Here is a 19120-nt window from a genome sequence, read left to right as displayed (position 1 = left end):
TCCGGCCATGTCGAACGGTCAGTGGTACCCACCGGAATGGCCCGCCCGGATCCGGGCCCTCGCCAGCGGCGAGCTGACAGCCGTGACCCCCAGGCGGGCGGCCACGGTGATGCTCCTCCGGGACGCCGTGCCGGGGGAGGGCGCCGCCGGTCCCGCCGTCCACATGCTCCGCCGACGCACCTCCATGGCATTTGCGGGCGGCGCGTACGCCTATCCGGGTGGCGGGGTCGACCCGCGGGACGACGACCACCTCGTGGGCTGGTCGGGACCGTCCCTGGACACCTGGGCCGGCCGTCTGGGCGTGGACACGGCCGCCGAGGCGCAGGCCGTCGTCTGCGCCGCGGTCCGTGAGACGTACGAGGAGGCGGGCGTCCTGCTGGCCGGTCCGACCGCCGACACCGTCGTGAGCGACACCACGGGTGCCGACTGGGAGGCCGACCGCGAGGCGCTCGTGGCCCGGGACCTCTCTTTTGCTGCGTTCCTGGACCGCCGGGGCCTGGTGCTGCGCTCCGACCTGCTGGCCGCGTGGGCACGCTGGATCACCCCGGCCTTCGAGCCGCGACGCTACGACACCTGGTTCTTCGTGGCCGCGCTCCCCGAGGGCCAGCGCACCCGGAACGCCTCCACCGAGGCCGACAGGACGGTGTGGATCCGGCCCGGTGAGGCCGCGGACGGCTACGACAAGGGCGAACTCCTGATGATGCCGCCCACCGTGGCCACTCTGCGGGCGCTGAGGCCGCACGGGACGGCCGCGGAGGCGTTGAGGGCAGCGGAATCCCAGGACCTGGCCCCTGTGCTGGCAGAGGCCCGTATGGAGGGTGACGAGCTGGTGCTGAGCTGGCCGGGGCATGACGAGTTCACCAAGCACATTCCCACGGCCGCGTCCCCTTCCGCGGACGACGGCAGGGACGGGAGCCTCTCGTGAGCGACGCGGCAGCACTGCCCGGACAGCCCCGCGGCGGTGTCCTCTCCGGACCCGCCACCACCCGCACGTTCAACGTGCTGGCGCCCAACGCCTCGGCGATGACCCTGGACGGCACGAACACCTGGATCGTGGCGGAACCGGACTCCGACCTCGCGGTCGTGATCGATCCGGGGCCCCTCGACGACGTACATCTGCGGGCCGTCGTCGAGACGGTGGCGAGGACGGGCAGGCGTGTCGGTCTCACCCTCCTCACGCACGGACACCCGGACCACGCGGAGGGCGCCGCCCGGTTCGCGGAACTCACCCGGACGAAGGTGCTCGCCCTGGATGCGGCGCTGTGCCTGGGCGACGAGGGGCTCACGGCGGGCGACGTGATCACCACAGGAGGGCTCGAGCTCCGTGTCGTCCCCACCCCGGGGCACACGGCGGACTCGCTGTCCTTCCACCTGCCCGCAGACCGGGCCGTACTGACGGGCGACACGATCCTCGGGCGTGGCACCACCCTCGTCGCCCACCCGGACGGCAGGCTCGGCGACTACCTCGACACCCTGCGGCGACTGCGCTCGCTGACGGTCGACGACGGGGTGCACACGGTGCTCCCCGGGCACGGGCCGGTGCTCGAGGACGCGCAGGGCGCCGTCGAGTTCTACCTGGCCCATCGTGCCCACCGCCTGGCCCAGGTCGAGACGGCGGTGGAGGCGGGACACCGGACACCTGCCGGTGTGGTGGCGGCGGTGTACGCGGACGTGGACCGCTCCCTCTGGCCGGCCGCGGAGCTGTCGGTGCGGGCCCAGCTGGAGTATCTGACCGAGCACGGCCTGATCTGATCGGGGCCGCCCTTGCGTACGTACGGAAAAGGCCCCACCGGAGGGTGGGGCCTTTTCCGCTGCCGCGTACGCGGCTGAGGCGTCAGCGGGACCGCTTGGCCAGCCGCTCCACGTCCAGCAGGATCACGGCGCGCGCCTCGAGGCGCAGCCAGCCGCGGCCCGCGAAGTCCGCGAGTGCCTTGTTGACCGTCTCGCGGGAGGCGCCGACCAGCTGGGCCAGCTCTTCCTGCGTCAGGTCGTGCACCACGTGGATGCCCTCCTCCGACTGCACACCGAAGCGGCGCGACAGGTCGAGGAGTGCCCGGGCGACACGGCCCGGCACATCGGAGAAGACCAGGTCGGACATCTGGTCGTTGGTCTTGCGCAGGCGGCGGGCGACGGCGCGCAGCAGCGCGGTGGCCACCTCGGGGCGCGCGTTCAGCCAGGGCTGCAGGTCTCCGTGCCCGAGACCGAGGAGCTTGACCTCGGTGAGCGCGCTCGCGGTCGCGGTGCGCGGTCCCGGGTCGAAGAGCGACAGCTCCCCGATCAGCTCGCCGGGGCCGAGGACGGCCAGCATGTTCTCCCGCCCGTCGGGCGAGGTGCGGTGGAGCTTCACCTTGCCCTCGGTGACCACGTACAGGCGGTCGCCCGGGTCGCCCTCGTGGAACAGCGCGTCGCCGCGTGCGAGGGTCACCTCACTCATCGAGGCGCGGAGCTCCGCGGCCTGCTCGTCATCGAGCGCCGCGAAAAGCGGGGCGCGCCGCAGAACGTCGTCCACGAGTTCTCTCCTTGTCGGCCTGTTCAGGGAAGCGTGGTTTCCATGATGCCGGACGGTAAAACCGTGCGATCGATCACAAACCAGTTTGACGCACGGGCGTGCCGGACCCTACGGCAGGGGGCCGATCGGGCGTGGATGCGCGGTGACCGGGGCGGATGTCAGTCCGTGGCTCTAGGCTGGGCGAGTGTCCGGAACGCCGGTGAGAGCGCAGGCCGAGGGGGCTGATGGGGTGTTGGGAGACAGGAATTCCGCTGTGGGCGAACAGGCCGCACGAAGTAGGAAAAAAGCCGCCAATGGTCCGACGAGGGCAGTGCCGGTCAAGCCCGCGAAGCCGGAATCGCATCTCGCCATGGTCCGCCGGGCCCGCCGGATGAACCGCGAGCTCGCCGAGGTCTATCCGTATGCCCACCCCGAGCTGGATTTCCGTAATCCCTTCGAACTCCTGGTGGCCACGGTCCTCTCGGCCCAGACCACCGACCTGAGGGTCAATCAGACCACTCCGGCGCTGTTCGCCGCATACCCGACGCCGGAGGACATGGCCGCCGCCGTCCCCGAGAGGCTGGAGGAGATCATCCGGCCGACCGGCTTCTTCCGGGCCAAGGCACGGTCCCTGATGGGGCTGTCCGCCGCCCTGAGGGACGACTTCGGCGGTGAGGTCCCCGGCCGGCTCGCGGATCTCGTGAAACTGCCCGGAGTCGGACGCAAGACGGCCAACGTCGTCCTCGGCAACGCGTTCGGTGTTCCCGGCATCACGGTGGACACCCACTTCGGGCGGCTGGTCCGCCGCTGGAAGTGGACGGAACAGGAGGATCCGGAGAAGGTCGAGGCGGAGATCGCCGGGATCTTCCCGAAGAACGAGTGGACGATGCTCTCGCACCGCGTGGTCTTCCACGGCCGCCGCATCTGTCATTCCCGCAAGCCCGCCTGCGGCGCCTGCCCGATCGCTTCCCTCTGTCCCGCCTACGGGGAGGGCGAGACGGATCCTGAGAAGGCGAAGAAACTCCTGAAGTACGAGATGGGCGGCTACCCCGGCCAGCGTCTGAGCCCGCCCCCGGACTATCCGGGCAGCCCCGCCCCGCCGCTCGGAGCCGGGTGAGCGGCCGGCGTGCGGCGTCGTTCACCGCGCCGGGGGCCGTGACGTCGCCGGTGCCCGGCGTGGCCGAGCGGCGAGCGGTACCGCCCCTGCCCGTGGGCCGGGCCCGGGCGGAACGAAATGGGCGACGACAGGCGTTGGAACGACGGGGGTGCCCATGACGCACGCACAGAGCACACGGGCCGCGGCCGACGCGGCCGACACCGGGACGGGCGCAACCCACGACAGCGCGCTCACCGTCTCCGCCGACGGCCTGCCCGCCTGGCTCGAGCCCGTGGACCGAGCGGCGCGGACCGTGCAGGCCAGGCAGCTCAGCCGCTTCCTGCCGCCGGAGAACGGTGCGGGGCGGCAGTCCGCCGTCCTGGTGCTCTTCGGGGAGGGCGAGCGCGGCCCCGAGCTGCTCCTGATGGAGCGCTCAGGCTCCCTGCGTTCCCACCCGGGGCAGCCGTCGTTCCCCGGGGGCTCCCTCGATCCCGAGGACGGCGACCACACGACCGTCGGGCCGCTGAGGGCCGCGCTGCGGGAGGCCGAGGAGGAGACCGGTCTCGATCCGGCCGGCGTCCAGCTCTTCGGAGTGCTGCCCCGGCTCTACATCCCGGTGAGCGGTTTCGTCGTCACGCCCGTGCTGGGCTGGTGGAGGAGGCCGAGCCCGGTGGGTGTCGTCGATCCGGCCGAGACCGCCAGGGTCTTCACCGCCCCCGTGGCGGATCTCACGGATCCCGCCAACCGCGCGACAGCCGTCCACCCGAGCGGCCACCGAGGACCCGCATTTCTGGTCGAATCCGCACTGGTCTGGGGATTCACCGCCGGTGTGATCGACAGGATCGTGCACTACGCGGGGTGGGAACGTCCCTGGGACAGGACCAGGCAGGTGCCGCTCGACTGGCGCGCATGACAGGGTGACTCCGTGCTGCGCTGTTCCGGGCCTCGCCCGGACCCCGTCGAACCGGACGGGCCAGGTGACGAATCTGCGAGGCTATAGACGGTGAACATGCTGGACATCCTGCTGCTCGTCGGCGCCGTGTGGTTCGCGGTGATCGGTTACCGCCAGGGTTTCGTCGTCGGCATCCTGTCCGTGATCGGCTTCCTGGGCGGCGGCCTCGTGGCCGTCTACCTGCTGCCGACCATCTGGGACCGGGCGACCGACGGATCGGAAGTCTCCTCCACCGCCGCCATCGTCGCGGTCGTGATCGTGATCGTGTGCGCCTCCGTGGGGCAGGCGTTCACCACCCACCTCGGCAACGGACTCCGCCGCTACATCACGTGGTCACCCGCACGTGCTCTGGACGCCACCGGCGGTTCCCTGGTCAACGTGGTGGCCATGCTCCTGGTCGCCTGGCTGATCGGGTCCGCGCTGGCCGGTACGTCACTTCCGACGCTGGGCAAGGAGGTCCGCAGCTCCTCGGTCCTGCTCGGGGTCTCCCGGGTGATGCCCGATCAGGCCTCCAACTGGTTCACGGACTTCTCCTCCGTGCTCGCGCAGAACGGCTTCCCGCAGGTCTTCAGCCCCTTCGCCAACGAGCCCATCACCGAGGTCGAACCTCCGGACCCCGCGCTGGCCGGAAGCCCCGTAGCCACCCGTGCCAAGAAGTCCATCGTCAAGGTCGTCGGCATGGCACCCGGTTGCGGCAAGGTCCTCGAAGGGACGGGATTCGTCTTCTCCGACCGCCGCGTGATGACCAACGCCCACGTGGTCGGCGGCGTCGACGAACCGACGGTCCAGATCGGGGGCGAGGGGCGGCTCTACGACGCCAAGGTCGTCCTCTACGACTGGCAGCGCGACATCGCCGTACTGGACGTCCCTGACCTGGACGCCCGGCCGCTGCGCTTCATGGACGCCGACCAGGACGCGAGGAGCGGTGACGGTGCCATCGTCGCCGGCTTCCCGGAGAACGGCGCCTATGACGTACGCCCCGCCCGCATCCGGGGCCGGATCGACGCCAACGGCCCGGACATCTACCACCGGGGCACCGTGCGCCGCGACGTGTACTCGCTGTTCGCGACCGTCCGCCAGGGCAACTCCGGTGGCCCGCTGCTCACTCCGGACGGCAAGGTGTACGGAGTGGTGTTCGCCAAGTCGCTCGACGACCCGGACACGGGTTACGCGCTGACGGCCGACGAGATCCGCGAGGACATCGAGCTCGGCAAGTCCACGGCCCAGGAGGTCGACAGCGAGGGCTGCGCGCTCTGAGATCCCGCGCCCGGCTCGGTGGCCGGGCGCGGCGCGGGCCCGCGAATACAGGTTGCCGCCCTACGGCGCCCTGTGCGGGCCCTGGGGCTCAACAGCCCCGGGAGACCCGGCGCGTGGCATGTTGTCCGGCGCTCTCCGGGTCATCCACGGGGATGGCGCAGGCGCGCCGAGACCCAGCGGGCCCGGCGGTGGAGGATGCGCGGAATGCCCAGTCGAAGATCATGGAAATCGCTCACCTCGCGCACCCGGCTCCGTGAGCCGCCCCCCTCGTGACTGCCCGGACCGGCGGGAGCGGTCGAGCGGCGGTTGCGTGCTGTGTCATTGCGTGCTGCGTCATTGAAGTCGCGCGTCCAGCCCATACCCCGACGTCTGCCCCTGACCCAAGGTCGGTAATCGTGCGCGAGTCAGCCAATTGGCTTATGCGGCAGGCAATTGGCTGTTCGTCGGACACCTGTGCCCGCCGACTACCGGTCAGGCTCGGGGTCCTTGAGCCAGTTGATGAGTTCGGCCGAGAAGCCGACCGGATCCTCCTCGTGGGGGAAGTGTCCCAGACCGTCGAAAAGTCGCCACCTGTACGGCGCCTCGACGTACTCGCCCGACCCTGCTGAACTACGGGTGCGGATCGCCGGGTCGAGTGAGCCGTGAAGGTGCAGCGTCGGCACGCGCACCGGGCGCTTCATCCGCCGGTTGAACTGGACGCCGTCCGGACGGGCCAGGGAACGCACCATCCAGCGGTACGGCTCGATCGAGCAGTGCGCCGTCGACGGGATGCACATCGCGCGCCGGTAGACGTCCATGGTCCGGTCGTCGGGGAAGTCGGGTGTGCGCGGGCCCGACCAGTCGCGGATCAGACGGCCCACCAGGGCCGCGTCGTCCGCCACGAGCTGACGCTCGGGAACCCACGGCCGCTGGAAGCCCCAGATGTGCGAGCCGGCCCGGGACTGCGCGAGGTCCGAGAGCATCGAGGAGCGCCAGCGACGCGGATGCGGCATCGACGACACCACGAGCCGCCGGACCAGCTTGGGCCGCATCACCGCAGCGGTCCAGGCGAGATAGCCACCCATGTCATGCCCCACGAGAGCCGCGTCGGACTCGCCGAGCGAGCGGATGACCCCGGTGACGTCGAGCGCCAGGTTCGCGGGGTCGTAGCCCCGCGGCGTACGGTCGCTTCCGCCGACCCCGCGGAGGTCCATCGCGACCGCCCGGTACCCGGCGTCGGCCAAGGCGGTCAGCTGATGTCGCCAGGTCCACCAGAACTGCGGGAAACCGTGCAGCAACAGCACCAACGGCCCGTCGCCGAGCTCGGCGATGTGGAAACGCGCGCCGTTGGCCGCCACGTCACGGTGGGTCCACGGTCCGTCGAGGCGGACAGGGCCGCCGGAACCGGCAGCCGGCCCCAGAGGCCCCATCGGGCCGGATGTGCTGAAATCGGGGTCGGTCATGTGGACGAGCGTGTCACAGAGACCGCCTTGTCCTGGACAGGGCGGTTCTCGACGGCCTCGTCCGCGAGCGTGCTGCCCTGTGCCTGCTCGATCGCACGCGCGCCGGTGGTGGGGCGGGGATGCGGCTTGACGCCCTGCAGGACCGCCGCGGTCTGCTTGGCCGAGGCGATGGACTTCTCCGGCGGCTTGACCTTCTTGAACTTGGCGAGCCCGAAGAGGGCGAGCAGGATCCCCAGCAGGATGAACGCACCGCCGACGATCAGGAACGACCAGGCGAGACCGAGCCCGAGATTGTGGATCCCGTAGGCCGCGGCGAAGCTCAGGACCGGGATCGCGAACAGGATCAGTACGCCCGTGACGATGAACGCCACGCTCCCGATCGTGCCGCGCTTGACGTCCTGACGCACCTCGGCCTTGGCCAGGGCGATCTCGTCGTGCACCAGCGCGGACATCTCGGCGGTGGCCGAAGCGAACAGCTGGCCGAGACTACGGTCGGTGCTGCCCGCATAGTTGCCGGGGTCGCTCATCCCTGACTCCCTCTTCTCTTCCGTACATCCGATGTCAGATCATGCCGGACTGTCCGGCTTGCTGCTCGCTGCCCCCGCCCGTTCGGCAAGGCGGCGGTGCTCGGCAGCCCTTCTCTCGTAGATCGCGGCCATACGCAGGTGGTACTCGGGGTCGTCCTGCTCGTAGACGTCGGGGATGCCCGATGCGTCCGCGTCGAGTTCCTCGGCCTCGTACAGCGTCCTGTATCTGCGTACCCGCAGTTTGAGCAGTACACCGGAGAGTACGGCGGCAATCAGGGAACCGACGAGGACCGCCGCCTTGACCTCGTTGATCATGTCCTCGTCGCCGGCGAAGGCGAGTTCCCCGATGAGCAGCGAGACGGTGAAGCCGATACCGGCAAGCGTGGCCACGGCGAAGACGTCGGCCCAGGCCAGATCCTTGTTCAGCTCGGCCTTGGTGAAACGGGCCACGAGCCAGGTGCCGCCGAAGACGCCGACGGTCTTTCCGGCCACCAGACCGAGTACCACCCCGAGCGCTTCGGGGCGGGTGAAGACGCCGGCCAGGGCGTCGCCCTTGAGAGTGACACCGGCCGAGAACAGCGCGAACAGCGGAACTGCGATGCCGGCGGACAGGGGGCGCACCAGGTGCTCGATGTGCTCGCCCGGCGAATGCGTCTCACCCTCACGGCGGGTGCAGCGCAGCATGAGGCCCATGGCGACGCCGGCGATCGTCGCGTGGATGCCGCTGTTGTACATCAGACCCCAGATGACCAGGGCGAGCGGAAGGTAGAAATACCAGCCCCGCACTCCCGTGCGCAGCAGCACGTAGAAGACGGCCAGACCGGCGAAGGCGCCGCCGAGTGCCAGGAAGTCGATGTTCTCGGTGAAGAAGACCGCGATGATGAGGATGGCGAAGAGGTCGTCGACGACCGCGAGCGTCAGCAGGAAGGCCCGAAGAGCTGCAGGCAGCGACGTGCCGATGACCGCGAGGACTGCGAGCGCGAACGCGATGTCGGTGGCGGTGGGGACCGCCCAGCCGGCGAGGGACCCTCCACGGAACACGGCGGTCAGCGCGTAGACGAGCGCGGGCACGGCCATGCCGCAGAGCGCGGCGGCGACGGGCAGAGCCGCGGCCCGGGGATCACGGAGTTCGCCGGCGACCAGTTCACGCTTGAGTTCGACGCCGGCGACGAAGAAGAAGACGGCGAGCAGACCGTCCGCAGCCCAGTGGGACACCGAAAGGTGGAGTCCCAGGGCATCGGAGCCGAAGTGGAAATCACTCACGGAGGCATAGGCCGAGCCGAAGGTATTGGCCCAGATCAGAGCTGCAACGGCCGCGGCCAGAAGCAGGACTCCGCCGACCGTCTCGGTGCGCAGGGCCTCGGCGACGTAGTTGCGCTCGGGGAGTGCGAGGCGGCCGAGCACGGTACGGCGGCCGGAAGGGGGGAACGGCGGGGTCACGGGGGAGACCTTCGGGTCGGTTTACGGCAGTGGTGGCATGGCGGATACACATGCCGACCAGACTTCCCGGCGCCCCTGTGGAGATTTCTATGCACTTGTGTTCGGTACTCGTGCCGGCGCATCGGCGTGCACATGAGTGCGCTGACCCGTCCGCTGACGCGATCACCACTCTACCTGGGCTGTCGCAAACGTATCCGGATCCGGTGGTCGCCGCCCGGTGGTGTGCGCCGGTATTCGTCCGTATCTGCCCCGCGCGGAGTGCCGCTCCGGCTGACCCGTCGGCCGGCGGCGCGGCGTTCGGGAGGCAGGCGGAGCCGTGACCGAGGCAACAGAAGGCCGGTGCGGGCTTCCGCACACCTCCGTTGTCGGTCCCCTCCGTTACGGTCGCGACATGACCGACTTCGTACTCACAGCAGGCGCCTGGCTCGGTTCGTGGGCCTGGGCCGACGTTGTCCAGGAGCTGCGGGCGGGCGGGCACGGCGCACACGCGCTGACACTGTCCGGACTCGCGGAACGGCAGGGCGAGTCCGCAGGGCAGCAGGATCACGTGCAGGACGTCGTGGACGAGGTGGAACGGCTGGGGCTGCGTGAAGTCGTCCTCGTCGGACACAGTTACGCCGGCATCCCTGTCGGACAGGCGGCCGAGCGGATCGGTGACCGGCTGAAGCGGGTCGTCCTGGTCGACTCCGAGGTGCCGACGCACGGGGCGTCGATGTCCTCCGCCTGGTGGCAGGGGCAGTCGGTCTTCGAGGCTGCGCTCGCCGGGAACGGAGGGTTCTGGGCCCCGCTGACCGCCCCTGACTACGAGGGACAGGGGCTCACCGACGACCAGGTCGCCCGCATCGTCGCCGGCTGCACGCCGCACCCCGGCCGGACGCTCACCGAGCCGGCCGTCCTGGCGCGGCCTCTCGGTGAGCTCCCCGCGACGTACATCAAGTGTTTGCTCGACGGCGCCGAGCCCAACGACACCGTCACGGAACTGCTGAAGAGCGAGCACTGGAGGCTGGTCCAGATGGACACCGGGCACTGGCCGATGTTCTCGCGGCCGCGTGAACTCGCCCGGATTCTGGCTCAGGTCCGCTGACGCGGGACCCTCGGAGTGGCCCGGTTGCGTGTGGCCGTGCGACGGGCTGCCGGGCAGTGAGCGCCAGGCATCATCGCCGGGGGACGTGTCCATCCCGTGCACGAGGGGGAGAGGGCCGGCACGTAGCTGGGCGCAGGCGGGCGAGCAAGGGGTGGGCAGGAGGGCCGGGAGGGTGTGGCCCCGACGCGTTGTCGGCGCCCCCTGCCCGGCCCTGTCTGCATCACTTGTTCAGATCGTCCATAATGCGCCGCACGCTGTCCGCATCCGTGAGCGTGGTGACATCGCCCAGCTCGCGGTTCTCTGCGACGTCGCGCAGGAGGCGGCGCATGATCTTGCCGGACCGGGTCTTCGGCAGCTCGGACACCGGCAGGACACGCTTGGGCTTCGCGATCGGCCCGAGCGTGGTGCCGACGTGGTTGCGCAGTTCGGCGACCAGTTCCTCGGAGGAGGTGGCCGTTCCACGCAGGATCACGAAGGCGACGATGGCCTGACCGGTCGTCTCGTCGTTGGCACCTACCACTGCGGCCTCGGCCACCGAGGGATGAGACACGAGAGCCGACTCGACCTCGGTGGTCGAGATGTTGTGCCCGGACACGAGCATGACGTCGTCGACGCGACCGAGCAGCCAGACGTCGCCGTCCTCGTCCTTCTTGGCCCCGTCGCCCGCGAAGTACTTGCCCTCGAAGCGCGACCAGTAGGTGTCGATGAAGCGCTGGTCGTCGCCCCAGATGGTCCGGAGCATCGACGGCCACGGCTCGGTGAGGACGAGATAGCCGCCCCCGCCGTTCGGTACCTCGTTCGCCTCGTCGTCCACCACGGTGGCGTTGATGCCGGGCAGGGCCCGCTGCGCCGACCCGGGCTTGGTCGCCGTGACCCCGGGAAGCGGCGAGATCATCATGGCGCCGGTCTCGGTCTGCCACCAGGTGTCCACGATCGGGCAGGCGTCGGCGCCGATGTGCTTCCGGTACCACATCCAGGCCTCAGGGTTGATCGGCTCACCGACCGAACCGAGGACACGCAACGACGAGAGATCGAACCCGGCGGGGATGTCCTCTCCCCACTTCATGAACGTGCGGATCGCGGTCGGCGCGGTGTAGAGGATCGTGACCCCGTACTTCTGGACGATCTCCCAGAAGCGCCCCTGATGGGGGCTGTCGGGTGTGCCCTCGTACATGACCTGGGTCGCACCGTTGGCCAGCGGGCCGTAGACGATGTACGAGTGTCCGGTCACCCAGCCGATGTCGGCGGTGCACCAGTACACGTCCGTCTCGGGCTTGAGGTCGAAGACCGCGTTGTGGGTGTACGCCGTCTGGGTCAGGTAGCCCCCGGAGGTGTGCAGGATGCCCTTGGGCTTACCCGTGGTTCCCGAGGTGTAGAGAATGAAGAGCGGGTGCTCCGCGTCGAAGGCCTCAGGGGTGTGCTCGGCCGACTGCCGACCGGTGATCTCGTGCCACCAGACGTCCCGGCCCTCTGACCATGCGGTGTCCTGACCGGTGCGCCGGACCACGAGTACATGCTCGACGCTGTCGATGCGGGAGACAGCGTCGTCCACCGCGGGCTTCAGCGCCGAGGGCTTGCCGCGGCGGTAGCCGCCGTCGGCGGTGATGACGACCTTGGCGTCGGCATCCCGGATGCGCGCGGCGATGGCGTCCGCGGAGAAACCGCCGAAGACCACTGAGTGCGCAGCGCCGATGCGGGCGCAGGCCAGCATCGCTACGGCAGCCTCCGGGATCATCGGCAGGTAGACGGCGACCCGGTCCCCCTTGACGACACCGAGCTCGGTGAGCGCGTTCGCCGCGCGGGAAACCTCGTCCTTCAGCTCCGCGTAGGTGATGGCTCGGCTGTCGCCGGGCTCGCCCTCGAAGTGGATCGCGACCCGGTCGCCGTTGCCCGCCTCGACATGACGGTCCACGCAGTTGTACGCGACGTTGAGCTTGCCGTCCGCGAACCACTTCGCGAAGGGCGGGTTGCTCCAGTCGAGCGTCTCGGTCGGCTCCGTGGCCCAGGTCAGGCGGCGGGCCTGCTCGGCCCAGAAGCCCAGCCTGTCCGCCTCGGCCTTCTCGTACGCCTCCACTGTCACGTTGGCGTTCGCGGCCAGATCGGCAGGCGGTGCGAACCGCCGCTCCTCCTTGAGCAGATTGGCCAGGCTTTCGTTGCTCACGACATCTCCCATTCCCAGGGTGTCCGTTGTGTCCCGGGGACAGCTCATCAGGCCGTGGGCCAGGTGACAAGTGTCTGCCGGAAATTGGTTTAGACCTGTATCTCGTGAGGAGACACAGGTCCCGCCTCCGCGAGCGGCGCTGCGCGACGCGAGGGCGGGACCACAAGGTCTCACGGACCGGAAAGGTGAGTGGTTCAGGCACCGACCGTGGTGCCGGGGGTCGTGAGCAGCGCTTCGGTGCTTGGTTCCGCACTCCATACCGCGCCGGGTGCGACTCGAGCGAAGACCTCGTCGGGCCCCGTGCCGGAACTGGCGCCCTCGGTCAGCAGATAAGCCTGCGCCTCGCCGACGTGAAAGTACATGCCGTGCAACTGCAGTGTGCCTGCCGCCAGTCGACGTGACACCGAGCCGTGGGCGCGGAGGTGCTCCAACTGCTGGACCACATTGGTCAGGCAGAGTTGTTCCACGGCGTCGGTGGGCAGTCGGCCGGCGATGCGAGCCCAGGAGTGGTCGCGGGAACGCATGCGTTCCAGGCTCGGGAGTCCGTGCCGCAGCCAGCGCCACAGAGGTGTCCGGGGCGTCTCGGGGTCGGCCCCCAGCAGAGCCTGCATCGCCCCGCATCCGGAGTGGCCGCAGATCGTGATGGACTCGACCTCCAGCACATCCACCGCGTACTCGATGGCAGCAGCCACTGAGTCGTCGTTCCCCGTTGTACCCCCCGCGTCAGGCGGCGGCACCAGATTGCCGACGTTCCGCACGGTGAAAAGGTCGCCCGGACCGCTTGCGGTGATCATGCTGGTGACCAGGCGTGAGTCGGCACAGGTCAGGAACAGCTGCGAAGGCCGCTGCCCCTCGGATGCCAGCCGGGCCAGCTCCTCCCGGACCAGCGGGGCAGTGGTGCGCTGAAAGGAACTGAGGCCGCTGAGCAGTCGATGGGCCCCGTGCCGACGGCTCGAGGGCCCTGCCGGAGCGGCTGAAGTCGCAGCCTTCGACATGACATGCGCGGCAGGGACGGCGGTGGTCGGTGTCCCTTCCTCCCCGCGGTCGTGGCAGTGATGGTTGCGCCACGGGGTCCATGGGCGGCAGCAGGAGTGGGCCGCCGAGGCAGGCTCGGCGATACGCCCGCCGGAGCGGCCCGTGAACTCGATCCGGCCTCCCATCGCGGTCTGCGCCGCATACCAGTCCTGGATCGTCTCGTACGCTGCGTGGTCCATGAAGAAGCCGTCCAACTCGACCACGGCGTCCACCCCTTGTGGAAGCTTCCCGAGCAAGCGGCTGAGCCGGGGGACGGCCAGGAAGGTCAGCTGGCCGCGGGCGGCCACCAGGTATCGGCCGTCATTCTGCTCCGTCACGGTGATGCGCGTGCGAGCCAGCCGGTGCAGGGCGACGGCCACTGCCACGACGATGCCGACCGCCACTCCTTCGAGGACTCCGGCGAGAATCACTCCGCTGATCGTCGCGCCGTACACCAGGAACTCCCGGTGTCTGTGGACCCTGCGGATGTGGGCGAAGTTGACCATCTGGATGCCGACCACCATCACCAGTGCGCCGAGCGCCGCCAGGGGAATCCACTCCAGGGCTGTGACCAGTAGGACGGCTGCCAGTAGTACCCAGACGCCATGCAGCACCGTTGAGGCCCGGCTCTCCGCGCCCGCCCGCACATTCGCGGAACTGCGCACGGCGCCCCCGGATACGGGAAGACCTCCGACCAGTCCCGACACCGCATTGGCGACACCCTGAGCCCGCAACTCACGGTCGAGGTCGGACCGTTTCACAGGCGCGGCCGGCGTCGGCCCTTCCCTGAGGCCGGCCGCTGAACGGTCGGCGGCGAGCTTGTCCACGGCGACCGAGGCGAGCAGGGATTCGAGGCTGGCAACGAGCATGACGGTGAACACCGCTGTCGCCAGCGCGGCTACCGGGCCGTGAGGCAGCTCAGGCAATGCGTGCGAGCGCCATGACGGTAGGTCCACCCTGGCGATGCCGGGGGTGGCCGCAGCGGCAACAGCCGTAGCGATGGCCACTGCGGCAAGCGCGGCGGGAATTCTGCGCAGTGCCGTCCCGAGCCTGCCGGGCAGGCGCGGCCACACGATGAGAAGAAAAATCGTCAGGGCTCCGACGAAGAGGGCGGCAGGTTCGAGCTTCGCCAGGTGGGAGGGGAGCGACAGGGCGTTTTCCAGGGCGGAACTCTGCGGAGTGTCGCCGAGCACGATGTGTAGCTGGGCGAGAGCGATGGCCACGCCGATGCCCGCGAGTGTGCCGTGGACGATGGCGGGGCTGACGGCAAGGGCGCTGCGGGCTGCTTTCAACGAACCCAGCAGAACCTGCAGGAGTCCCGCCCCGATGGTGATCGCGCACGTGGTGCGCCAACCGTAGATCTGGATCAACTCGGCGGTGACCACGGTCAGTCCGGCGGAGGGGCCGCTGACTTGTAGGGGCGTACCGCCCAGCAGTCCGGCGACGATGCCGCCGATCGCTGCGGACACCAGACCGGCGGCGAGGGGGGCGTCCATGGCGACGGCGAGACCGAGTGACATGGGGACAGCGATCAGGAAGACGGTGATCGATGCGGACAGATCCGCACCCGAGACGCGGAAACTTCCGCGGCGGGGCGGTGGTGGACCGTGTGGGCGCTTGATTCCCGAGGCGCGGGGAGGGCTTGAGCCGCGGGATGAGTGGTCGTTGCGGGTAGGGACGCAGGCAGACATGTTCCCGTCTCCTCCGGGGCAGCGCGGTCGCGGTATGTGAGTGACGGCGGCCGTGGGTCACGGCGTGCAGCGGTGGGGTAAAGCGGCGGGATTTCTCAACTCTCCGTAAATGAATAGTAATGGAGAGTAAAGAAGCGTGTCCATGCTTTCGAGCAAATAGCCTAGCGAGTCACCCTTTCAAGTGAATAAGCATCTTTTCATTCGGCTTGTCGTACTGATTCCGGCAGAGCTGCGTGTGAGGTTGACCGCGCCGTGTCGGGACTTCAACGCACGAATTCTGCAAGGAAGAGGGTGGACGGATGATGGCCGCCGCGAAGCGGATTGCCTTGGGTGCCGTGGTCACGGTGCTGATCGCCGGCCTGGCCGGCTGTTCGGGTTCCGGGACGGGGGCTGATGGCCCGGGGGCCGGAGCCGGGAAGAAGACAGCTCCGGGCGCGGATGGGAACTCTCCCGCAGCTGCGCCGAAAGGGCCGGTGAACCTCATCGGGGACGGCTCCACCGCCTTTACGGGTGTTCAGCCGAATCTCCCCGCTGCCAAGCGTCTGAAGCCAGGCCAGAAGCCACCGCAATTCGTGGTGTTCTCGTGGGACGGTGCTGGTGAGGACCGCCAGAAGCTCTTCTCGCACTTCCGCGCGGTCGCGAAGAAGTACGACGCCAGAATGACGTACTTCCTCAGCGGCGTGTACCTGTTGCCGGAGGAGAAGAAGGAGCTCTACGACCCGCCCCAGCACGCGGCCGGACGCTCCGACATCGGGTTCAACGACACCAAGGGCATTCGGCACACTCTGACGGAGCTGCGTGCCGCGTGGCTGGACGGCAACGAGATCGGCACCCACTTCAACGGGCACTTCTGTGGGCCGGACGGGGGTGTCGGCACCTGGTCGGTCGAGGAGTGGAAGAGCGAGATCAGCCAGGCGAAATCGTTCGTGAAGGGTTGGAAGACCAACGCGCCGGCGCTCAAGGGCGAAGCGCCCCTGCCCTTCGACTACGACAAAGAGCTGATCGGCGCCCGCACACCCTGCCTCGAAGGGCAGAAGAACATGGTCGAGGCGGCGCGGACCATGGGATTCCGCTATGACTCCAGCGGTGTCGGCAATCAAGTCTGGCCGGCGAAGAAGAACGGCGTCTGGGACCTCCCCCTGCAGCTCGTCCCCGTCCCGGGACGCGCATTCGAGACGCTTTCGATGGACTACAACTTCATGTTCAACCAGTCCGGTACGACCAAGGGCGACCCGGAGAAGCACGAGTACTGGGGCAACCAGATGCGTGACGGTCTGGTTCAGGCGTTCGGCCGGGCCTACAACGGGAACCGCGCGCCGCTGATCATCGGCAACCACTTCGAGTCCTGGAACGGCGGCACCTACATGCGCGCCATCGAGGAGACGATGAAGACCGTGTGCACACAGCGGGATGTGCAATGCGTTTCGTTCCGCCAGCTCGCCGACTGGCTGGACGCGCAGGACCCCGCGACGCTCGCGAAGCTCGGGACGCTGAAGGTGGGACAGAAGCCCGAACCGGGCTGGACGGCGTTCCTCGCCGGTACGGTCCCGGGCAAGCCCGCAGGCAGCCCCGTGCCCGCCAGGCCGGCGGATCAGCCGGCGGGCACGGGGGCCGACGCGGGCGCGGAGTAGCGATCGTGCACCGGCGCCGCGCTGTCCGGCTCAGGCCGGCTGGGCGGCGCCCGCCTCCGCACAGTGCTCGTGCAGGGTGAAGGAGGGGTCGACCTGGGCGGCCAGGTCGGCACCCGTCTTCTCGTTCCCCCAGCTCTCCGCGTTCTTCAGATGGAAGTGCACCATCTGGCGCGTGTAGCGCTCCCAGTCGCGTAGCTCGTAGGAGTCCTCCGCGACGTCCTGCAGGGCCTGCAGTGCCATCCGGTTGTCCGCCTCCAGCAACTCGAACGGGGCGGGCCGTCCCTTCTCCATGGCCCGGACCCATTCGGACTGGCGGATGCCGACCAGCAGGTCGTTGCCGACCTCGTCGCGCAGGAAGTCGAGATCGTCCTGGCTCTGGACCTTGTTGCCCACCACCTTCAGCGCGACACCGAAGTCCCGGGCGTATTCCTTGTACTGGCGGTAGACGGAGACGCCCTTCCGGGTCGGTTCGGCGACGAGGAAAGTCATGTCGAAACGGGTGAACAATCCCGAGGCGAACGAATCCGACCCGGCCGTCATGTCGACCACCACATACTCGTCCAGGCCGTCGATCAGGTGGTTGAGGCAGAGCTCGACCGCCCCGACCTTCGAGTGGTAACACGCGACGCCGAGATCGGACTCGGTGAACGGTCCGGTGGCCATCAGCCGGATCTCTCCGTCGTCGAGACGGACCGTGCGCGCGCATGCGTCGTAGACAGGGTTGTCCTCGCGAACGCGCAGGAGCCTGGACCCTTCTCCGGGCGGCGTGGTCTTGATCATCGTCGCGGCGGATGCGATGCGGGGGTTGCTTCCGCGCAGGTAGTCCTTGATGAGAGGTAGCTGGGAGCCCATGGCGGGCAGGCCGGCGGCCTCGTCCTCGTCCAGGCCGAGGGCGGCCCCGAGGTGCTGGTTGATATCGGCGTCCACCGCGACGACGTGAGCTTCATTGGCAGCGAGGTGGCGGATGAAGAGCGAGGACAGCGTCGTCTTGCCGCTGCCGCCCTTCCCCACGAAAGCGATCTTCATATTCACTTAGGGTAGCTGCTTGACTGCGCACTGCTGTCGCGCTTCGTGAAGAAGGCCACTCCCGGGCGGTATCCGCACATGGGGCGCGTAGCCTCCCTACTTATGAGTACGACTTCCTCGGACCCACTTGCCGCCCTAGGAGAGCTGCCGGGGGTCCCCGATGCGGTGGACTCCGTGCGCAAGGCCGTGGACCGGGTCTACGGGCACCGGGTCATGCGGCGCCGCAGTAACGAGGTCACCGCGGAGGCGGCCTTGCGCGGAGCACGCGGCTCGGCGGCGCTCTCCGGTGCCGACTGGAATCTGGAAGAGGTTCGTCGGCGCACGGACTTCAGCGGTGAGGACGAGGCTCGCACCATCGGTGCCGCCCTGAGGCTCACTGCTGAGGCTGGACAGCTGCTCTCCATCTGGAGGCAGTCACCGCTCCGCGTCCTTGCGAGGCTGCATCTTGTGGCGGCGGGCGGCGCGACTCCTGACGATGCGGTCGGCAGGCCGCGGTTGGCGGGCGAGTCCGTCGACGAACCGCTGATCGAGGCACCTGTCCCCGGCGCGGACGAGGTGTCCGGGCGGCTCGAAGGTCTCTCGCGGCTGATCATTGCCGGTGGCACGGCGTCCGCGCTGGTGACTTCCTCGGTGGTGCACGGTGAACTACTGGCCCTGCGCCCCTTCGGTTCGCACAACGGCTTGGTCGCCCGAACCGCCGAGCGGATCGTTCTGATCAACAGCGGGCTCGACCCCAAGTCGGTCTGCCCTGCCGAGGTCGGTCACGCGGAACAGGGGCGCGCGGCCTACGTGGCCGCGTTCGAGGGGTACCTGTCCGGGAGGCCTGAGGGGATGGCAGCCTGGATCGCTCACTGCGGGCGCGCGGTGGAGCTGGGTGTCAGGGAGTCCACAGCGGTATGTGAAGCGATGCAGCGCGGCGCCGCCTAGGCGGGCTGTTCCGGGAGCCGGGAGCCGCCCCGCCGGGAGCGGCTCGGGTGTCCCGGATGTTCTGGCGGATTTCCGCAAAGGTGTGCGGCGGTACCGGTTCCGGTACCGCCGCTGGCATGTCCGCCCAGTTACCAAGCGTCCTCGATGTGTGCCCATCAGGTCAGGTTCTTTGCCCGTTACCTGGTGCGGCTGGCCCGTAATCGACGGGTCGACGTCGCGTGGGTACTCGGCTTTCATACTCGGTCCGTTTGGCCATCTGTGCGTGAAAGGTGATCCTCTCGGATGTCCCTGGTCTCGCGGGCCGTTGAGTCCTTTGTACTCCTGGGCGGGGGTAAGCGGAAGGCTCGGTCGCACTTCTTTACTTTTTGGTTCAAATAGCGTCTC

Annotated in this window: 16 protein-coding genes; 8 read left to right on the top strand and 8 right to left on the bottom strand. The window is 69.0% G+C overall.

Annotated features, from left to right (window positions below; all coding sequences use genetic code 11):
* Positions 1-7 precede the first annotated feature (7 nt).
* Together ABZ441_RS08580 and ABZ441_RS08575 are read left to right on the top strand one after the other, a co-directional pair.
* Entirely contained in the window at positions 8-925 is a 918-nt protein-coding gene (locus tag ABZ441_RS08580; protein ID WP_358969796.1) for an NUDIX hydrolase, read from the top strand.
* The gene (locus ABZ441_RS08575) at positions 922-1752 is read left to right on the top strand and encodes an MBL fold metallo-hydrolase (protein ID WP_358969794.1); all 831 of its coding nucleotides are present in this window, start codon (positions 922-924) and stop codon (positions 1750-1752) included. The genes ABZ441_RS08580 and ABZ441_RS08575 overlap by 4 nt, the downstream gene beginning before the upstream one ends.
* Before the next feature lie 82 nt (positions 1753-1834).
* On the opposite strand, the gene ABZ441_RS08570 is transcribed toward ABZ441_RS08575, so the two are convergent.
* Complete coding sequence (locus ABZ441_RS08570) at positions 1835-2509, bottom strand: Crp/Fnr family transcriptional regulator (protein WP_031090867.1); 675 nt, start codon at positions 2507-2509, stop codon at positions 1835-1837.
* Between the two features lie 349 nt (positions 2510-2858).
* On the opposite strand from ABZ441_RS08570, the gene nth reads away from it, so the two are divergent.
* The 3 genes from nth (at position 2859) to ABZ441_RS08555 (ending at position 5793) form a co-directional block, all read left to right on the top strand.
* Positions 2859-3605: an endonuclease III gene (gene nth / locus ABZ441_RS08565; protein WP_358969959.1), complete on the top strand. Its 747-nt coding sequence runs from the start codon at positions 2859-2861 to the stop codon at positions 3603-3605.
* Positions 3606-3759: 154 nt separating this feature from the next.
* Positions 3760-4497, top strand: a complete 738-nt coding sequence (locus tag ABZ441_RS08560) for a CoA pyrophosphatase (protein ID WP_358969793.1) — start codon at positions 3760-3762, stop codon at positions 4495-4497.
* 90 nt (positions 4498-4587) lie between these two features.
* Positions 4588-5793 (top strand): MarP family serine protease, encoded by a 1206-nt coding sequence (locus ABZ441_RS08555; protein ID WP_358969791.1) that lies wholly within the window; start codon positions 4588-4590, stop codon positions 5791-5793.
* 140 nt (positions 5794-5933) lie between these two features.
* Here the strand turns inward: ABZ441_RS08555 and ABZ441_RS08550 are convergent, their stop codons facing one another.
* The 4 genes from ABZ441_RS08550 to nhaA form a co-directional block, all read right to left on the bottom strand.
* Positions 5934-6152: a hypothetical protein gene (locus tag ABZ441_RS08550; protein ID WP_358969788.1), complete on the bottom strand. Its 219-nt coding sequence runs from the start codon at positions 6150-6152 to the stop codon at positions 5934-5936.
* Between the two features lie 105 nt (positions 6153-6257).
* Positions 6258-7235, bottom strand: a complete 978-nt coding sequence (locus ABZ441_RS08545; protein ID WP_358969786.1) for an alpha/beta hydrolase — start codon at positions 7233-7235, stop codon at positions 6258-6260.
* Positions 7232-7762 carry a phage holin family protein gene (locus tag ABZ441_RS08540; protein ID WP_358969784.1) on the bottom strand — a complete coding sequence of 177 codons (531 nt, stop codon included), beginning with the start codon at positions 7760-7762 and terminating at the stop codon, positions 7232-7234. Before ABZ441_RS08540 ends, ABZ441_RS08545 begins: the two co-directional genes overlap by 4 nt.
* A gap of 39 nt (positions 7763-7801) precedes the next feature.
* Complete coding sequence (gene nhaA / locus ABZ441_RS08535) at positions 7802-9202, bottom strand: Na+/H+ antiporter NhaA (RefSeq protein ID WP_358969782.1); 1401 nt, start codon at positions 9200-9202, stop codon at positions 7802-7804.
* A gap of 391 nt (positions 9203-9593) precedes the next feature.
* Here nhaA and ABZ441_RS08530 point away from each other — a divergent pair, with 391 nt between their 5' ends.
* Positions 9594-10286, top strand: a complete 693-nt coding sequence (locus tag ABZ441_RS08530) for an alpha/beta hydrolase (protein ID WP_358969780.1) — start codon at positions 9594-9596, stop codon at positions 10284-10286.
* A gap of 220 nt (positions 10287-10506) precedes the next feature.
* On the opposite strand, the gene acs is transcribed toward ABZ441_RS08530, so the two are convergent.
* Positions 10507-12459 carry an acetate--CoA ligase gene (gene acs, locus ABZ441_RS08525; protein ID WP_358969778.1) on the bottom strand — a complete coding sequence of 651 codons (1953 nt, stop codon included), beginning with the start codon at positions 12457-12459 and terminating at the stop codon, positions 10507-10509.
* A gap of 182 nt (positions 12460-12641) precedes the next feature.
* The gene (locus ABZ441_RS08520; RefSeq protein WP_358969776.1) at positions 12642-15152 is read right to left on the bottom strand and encodes a SulP family inorganic anion transporter; all 2511 of its coding nucleotides are present in this window, start codon (positions 15150-15152) and stop codon (positions 12642-12644) included.
* 299 nt (positions 15153-15451) lie between these two features.
* On the opposite strand from ABZ441_RS08520, the gene ABZ441_RS08515 reads away from it, so the two are divergent.
* Positions 15452-16783, top strand: a complete 1332-nt coding sequence (locus tag ABZ441_RS08515; protein WP_358969774.1) for a hypothetical protein — start codon at positions 15452-15454, stop codon at positions 16781-16783.
* A gap of 30 nt (positions 16784-16813) precedes the next feature.
* On the opposite strand, the gene ABZ441_RS08510 is transcribed toward ABZ441_RS08515, so the two are convergent.
* Positions 16814-17809, bottom strand: coding sequence for an ATP-binding protein (locus tag ABZ441_RS08510; protein ID WP_358969772.1), 996 nt, complete (start codon positions 17807-17809; stop codon positions 16814-16816).
* 102 nt (positions 17810-17911) lie between these two features.
* Between ABZ441_RS08510 and ABZ441_RS08505 the strand changes: the two genes are divergently transcribed.
* Entirely contained in the window at positions 17912-18736 is an 825-nt protein-coding gene (locus ABZ441_RS08505) for an oxidoreductase (protein ID WP_358969770.1), read from the top strand.
* Positions 18737-19120 lie beyond the last annotated feature (384 nt).

Origin of the sequence: Streptomyces sp. NPDC005752 (assembly GCF_040630715.1) — a bacterium.
Classification (GTDB): domain Bacteria; phylum Actinomycetota; class Actinomycetes; order Streptomycetales; family Streptomycetaceae; genus Streptomyces.
This window is presented reverse-complemented; position numbering and strand designations above follow the sequence as displayed.

Coding starts and splice junctions, on each gene's coding strand:
- ABZ441_RS08580 (WP_358969796.1), top strand. CDS start 8: ATGTCGAACGGTCAGTGGTACCCACCGGAATGGCCCGCCCGGATCCGG.
- nth (WP_358969959.1), top strand. CDS start 2,859: ATGGTCCGCCGGGCCCGCCGGATGAACCGCGAGCTCGCCGAGGTCTAT.
- ABZ441_RS08560 (WP_358969793.1), top strand. CDS start 3,760: ATGACGCACGCACAGAGCACACGGGCCGCGGCCGACGCGGCCGACACC.
- ABZ441_RS08550 (WP_358969788.1), bottom strand. CDS start 6,152: ATGGGCTGGACGCGCGACTTCAATGACGCAGCACGCAATGACACAGCA.
- ABZ441_RS08545 (WP_358969786.1), bottom strand. CDS start 7,235: ATGACCGACCCCGATTTCAGCACATCCGGCCCGATGGGGCCTCTGGGG.
- ABZ441_RS08540 (WP_358969784.1), bottom strand. CDS start 7,762: ATGAGCGACCCCGGCAACTATGCGGGCAGCACCGACCGTAGTCTCGGC.
- ABZ441_RS08530 (WP_358969780.1), top strand. CDS start 9,594: ATGACCGACTTCGTACTCACAGCAGGCGCCTGGCTCGGTTCGTGGGCC.
- acs (WP_358969778.1), bottom strand. CDS start 12,459: ATGGGAGATGTCGTGAGCAACGAAAGCCTGGCCAATCTGCTCAAGGAG.
- ABZ441_RS08520 (WP_358969776.1), bottom strand. CDS start 15,152: ATGTCTGCCTGCGTCCCTACCCGCAACGACCACTCATCCCGCGGCTCA.
- ABZ441_RS08515 (WP_358969774.1), top strand. CDS start 15,452: ATGATGGCCGCCGCGAAGCGGATTGCCTTGGGTGCCGTGGTCACGGTG.
- ABZ441_RS08510 (WP_358969772.1), bottom strand. CDS start 17,809: ATGAAGATCGCTTTCGTGGGGAAGGGCGGCAGCGGCAAGACGACGCTG.
- ABZ441_RS08505 (WP_358969770.1), top strand. CDS start 17,912: ATGAGTACGACTTCCTCGGACCCACTTGCCGCCCTAGGAGAGCTGCCG.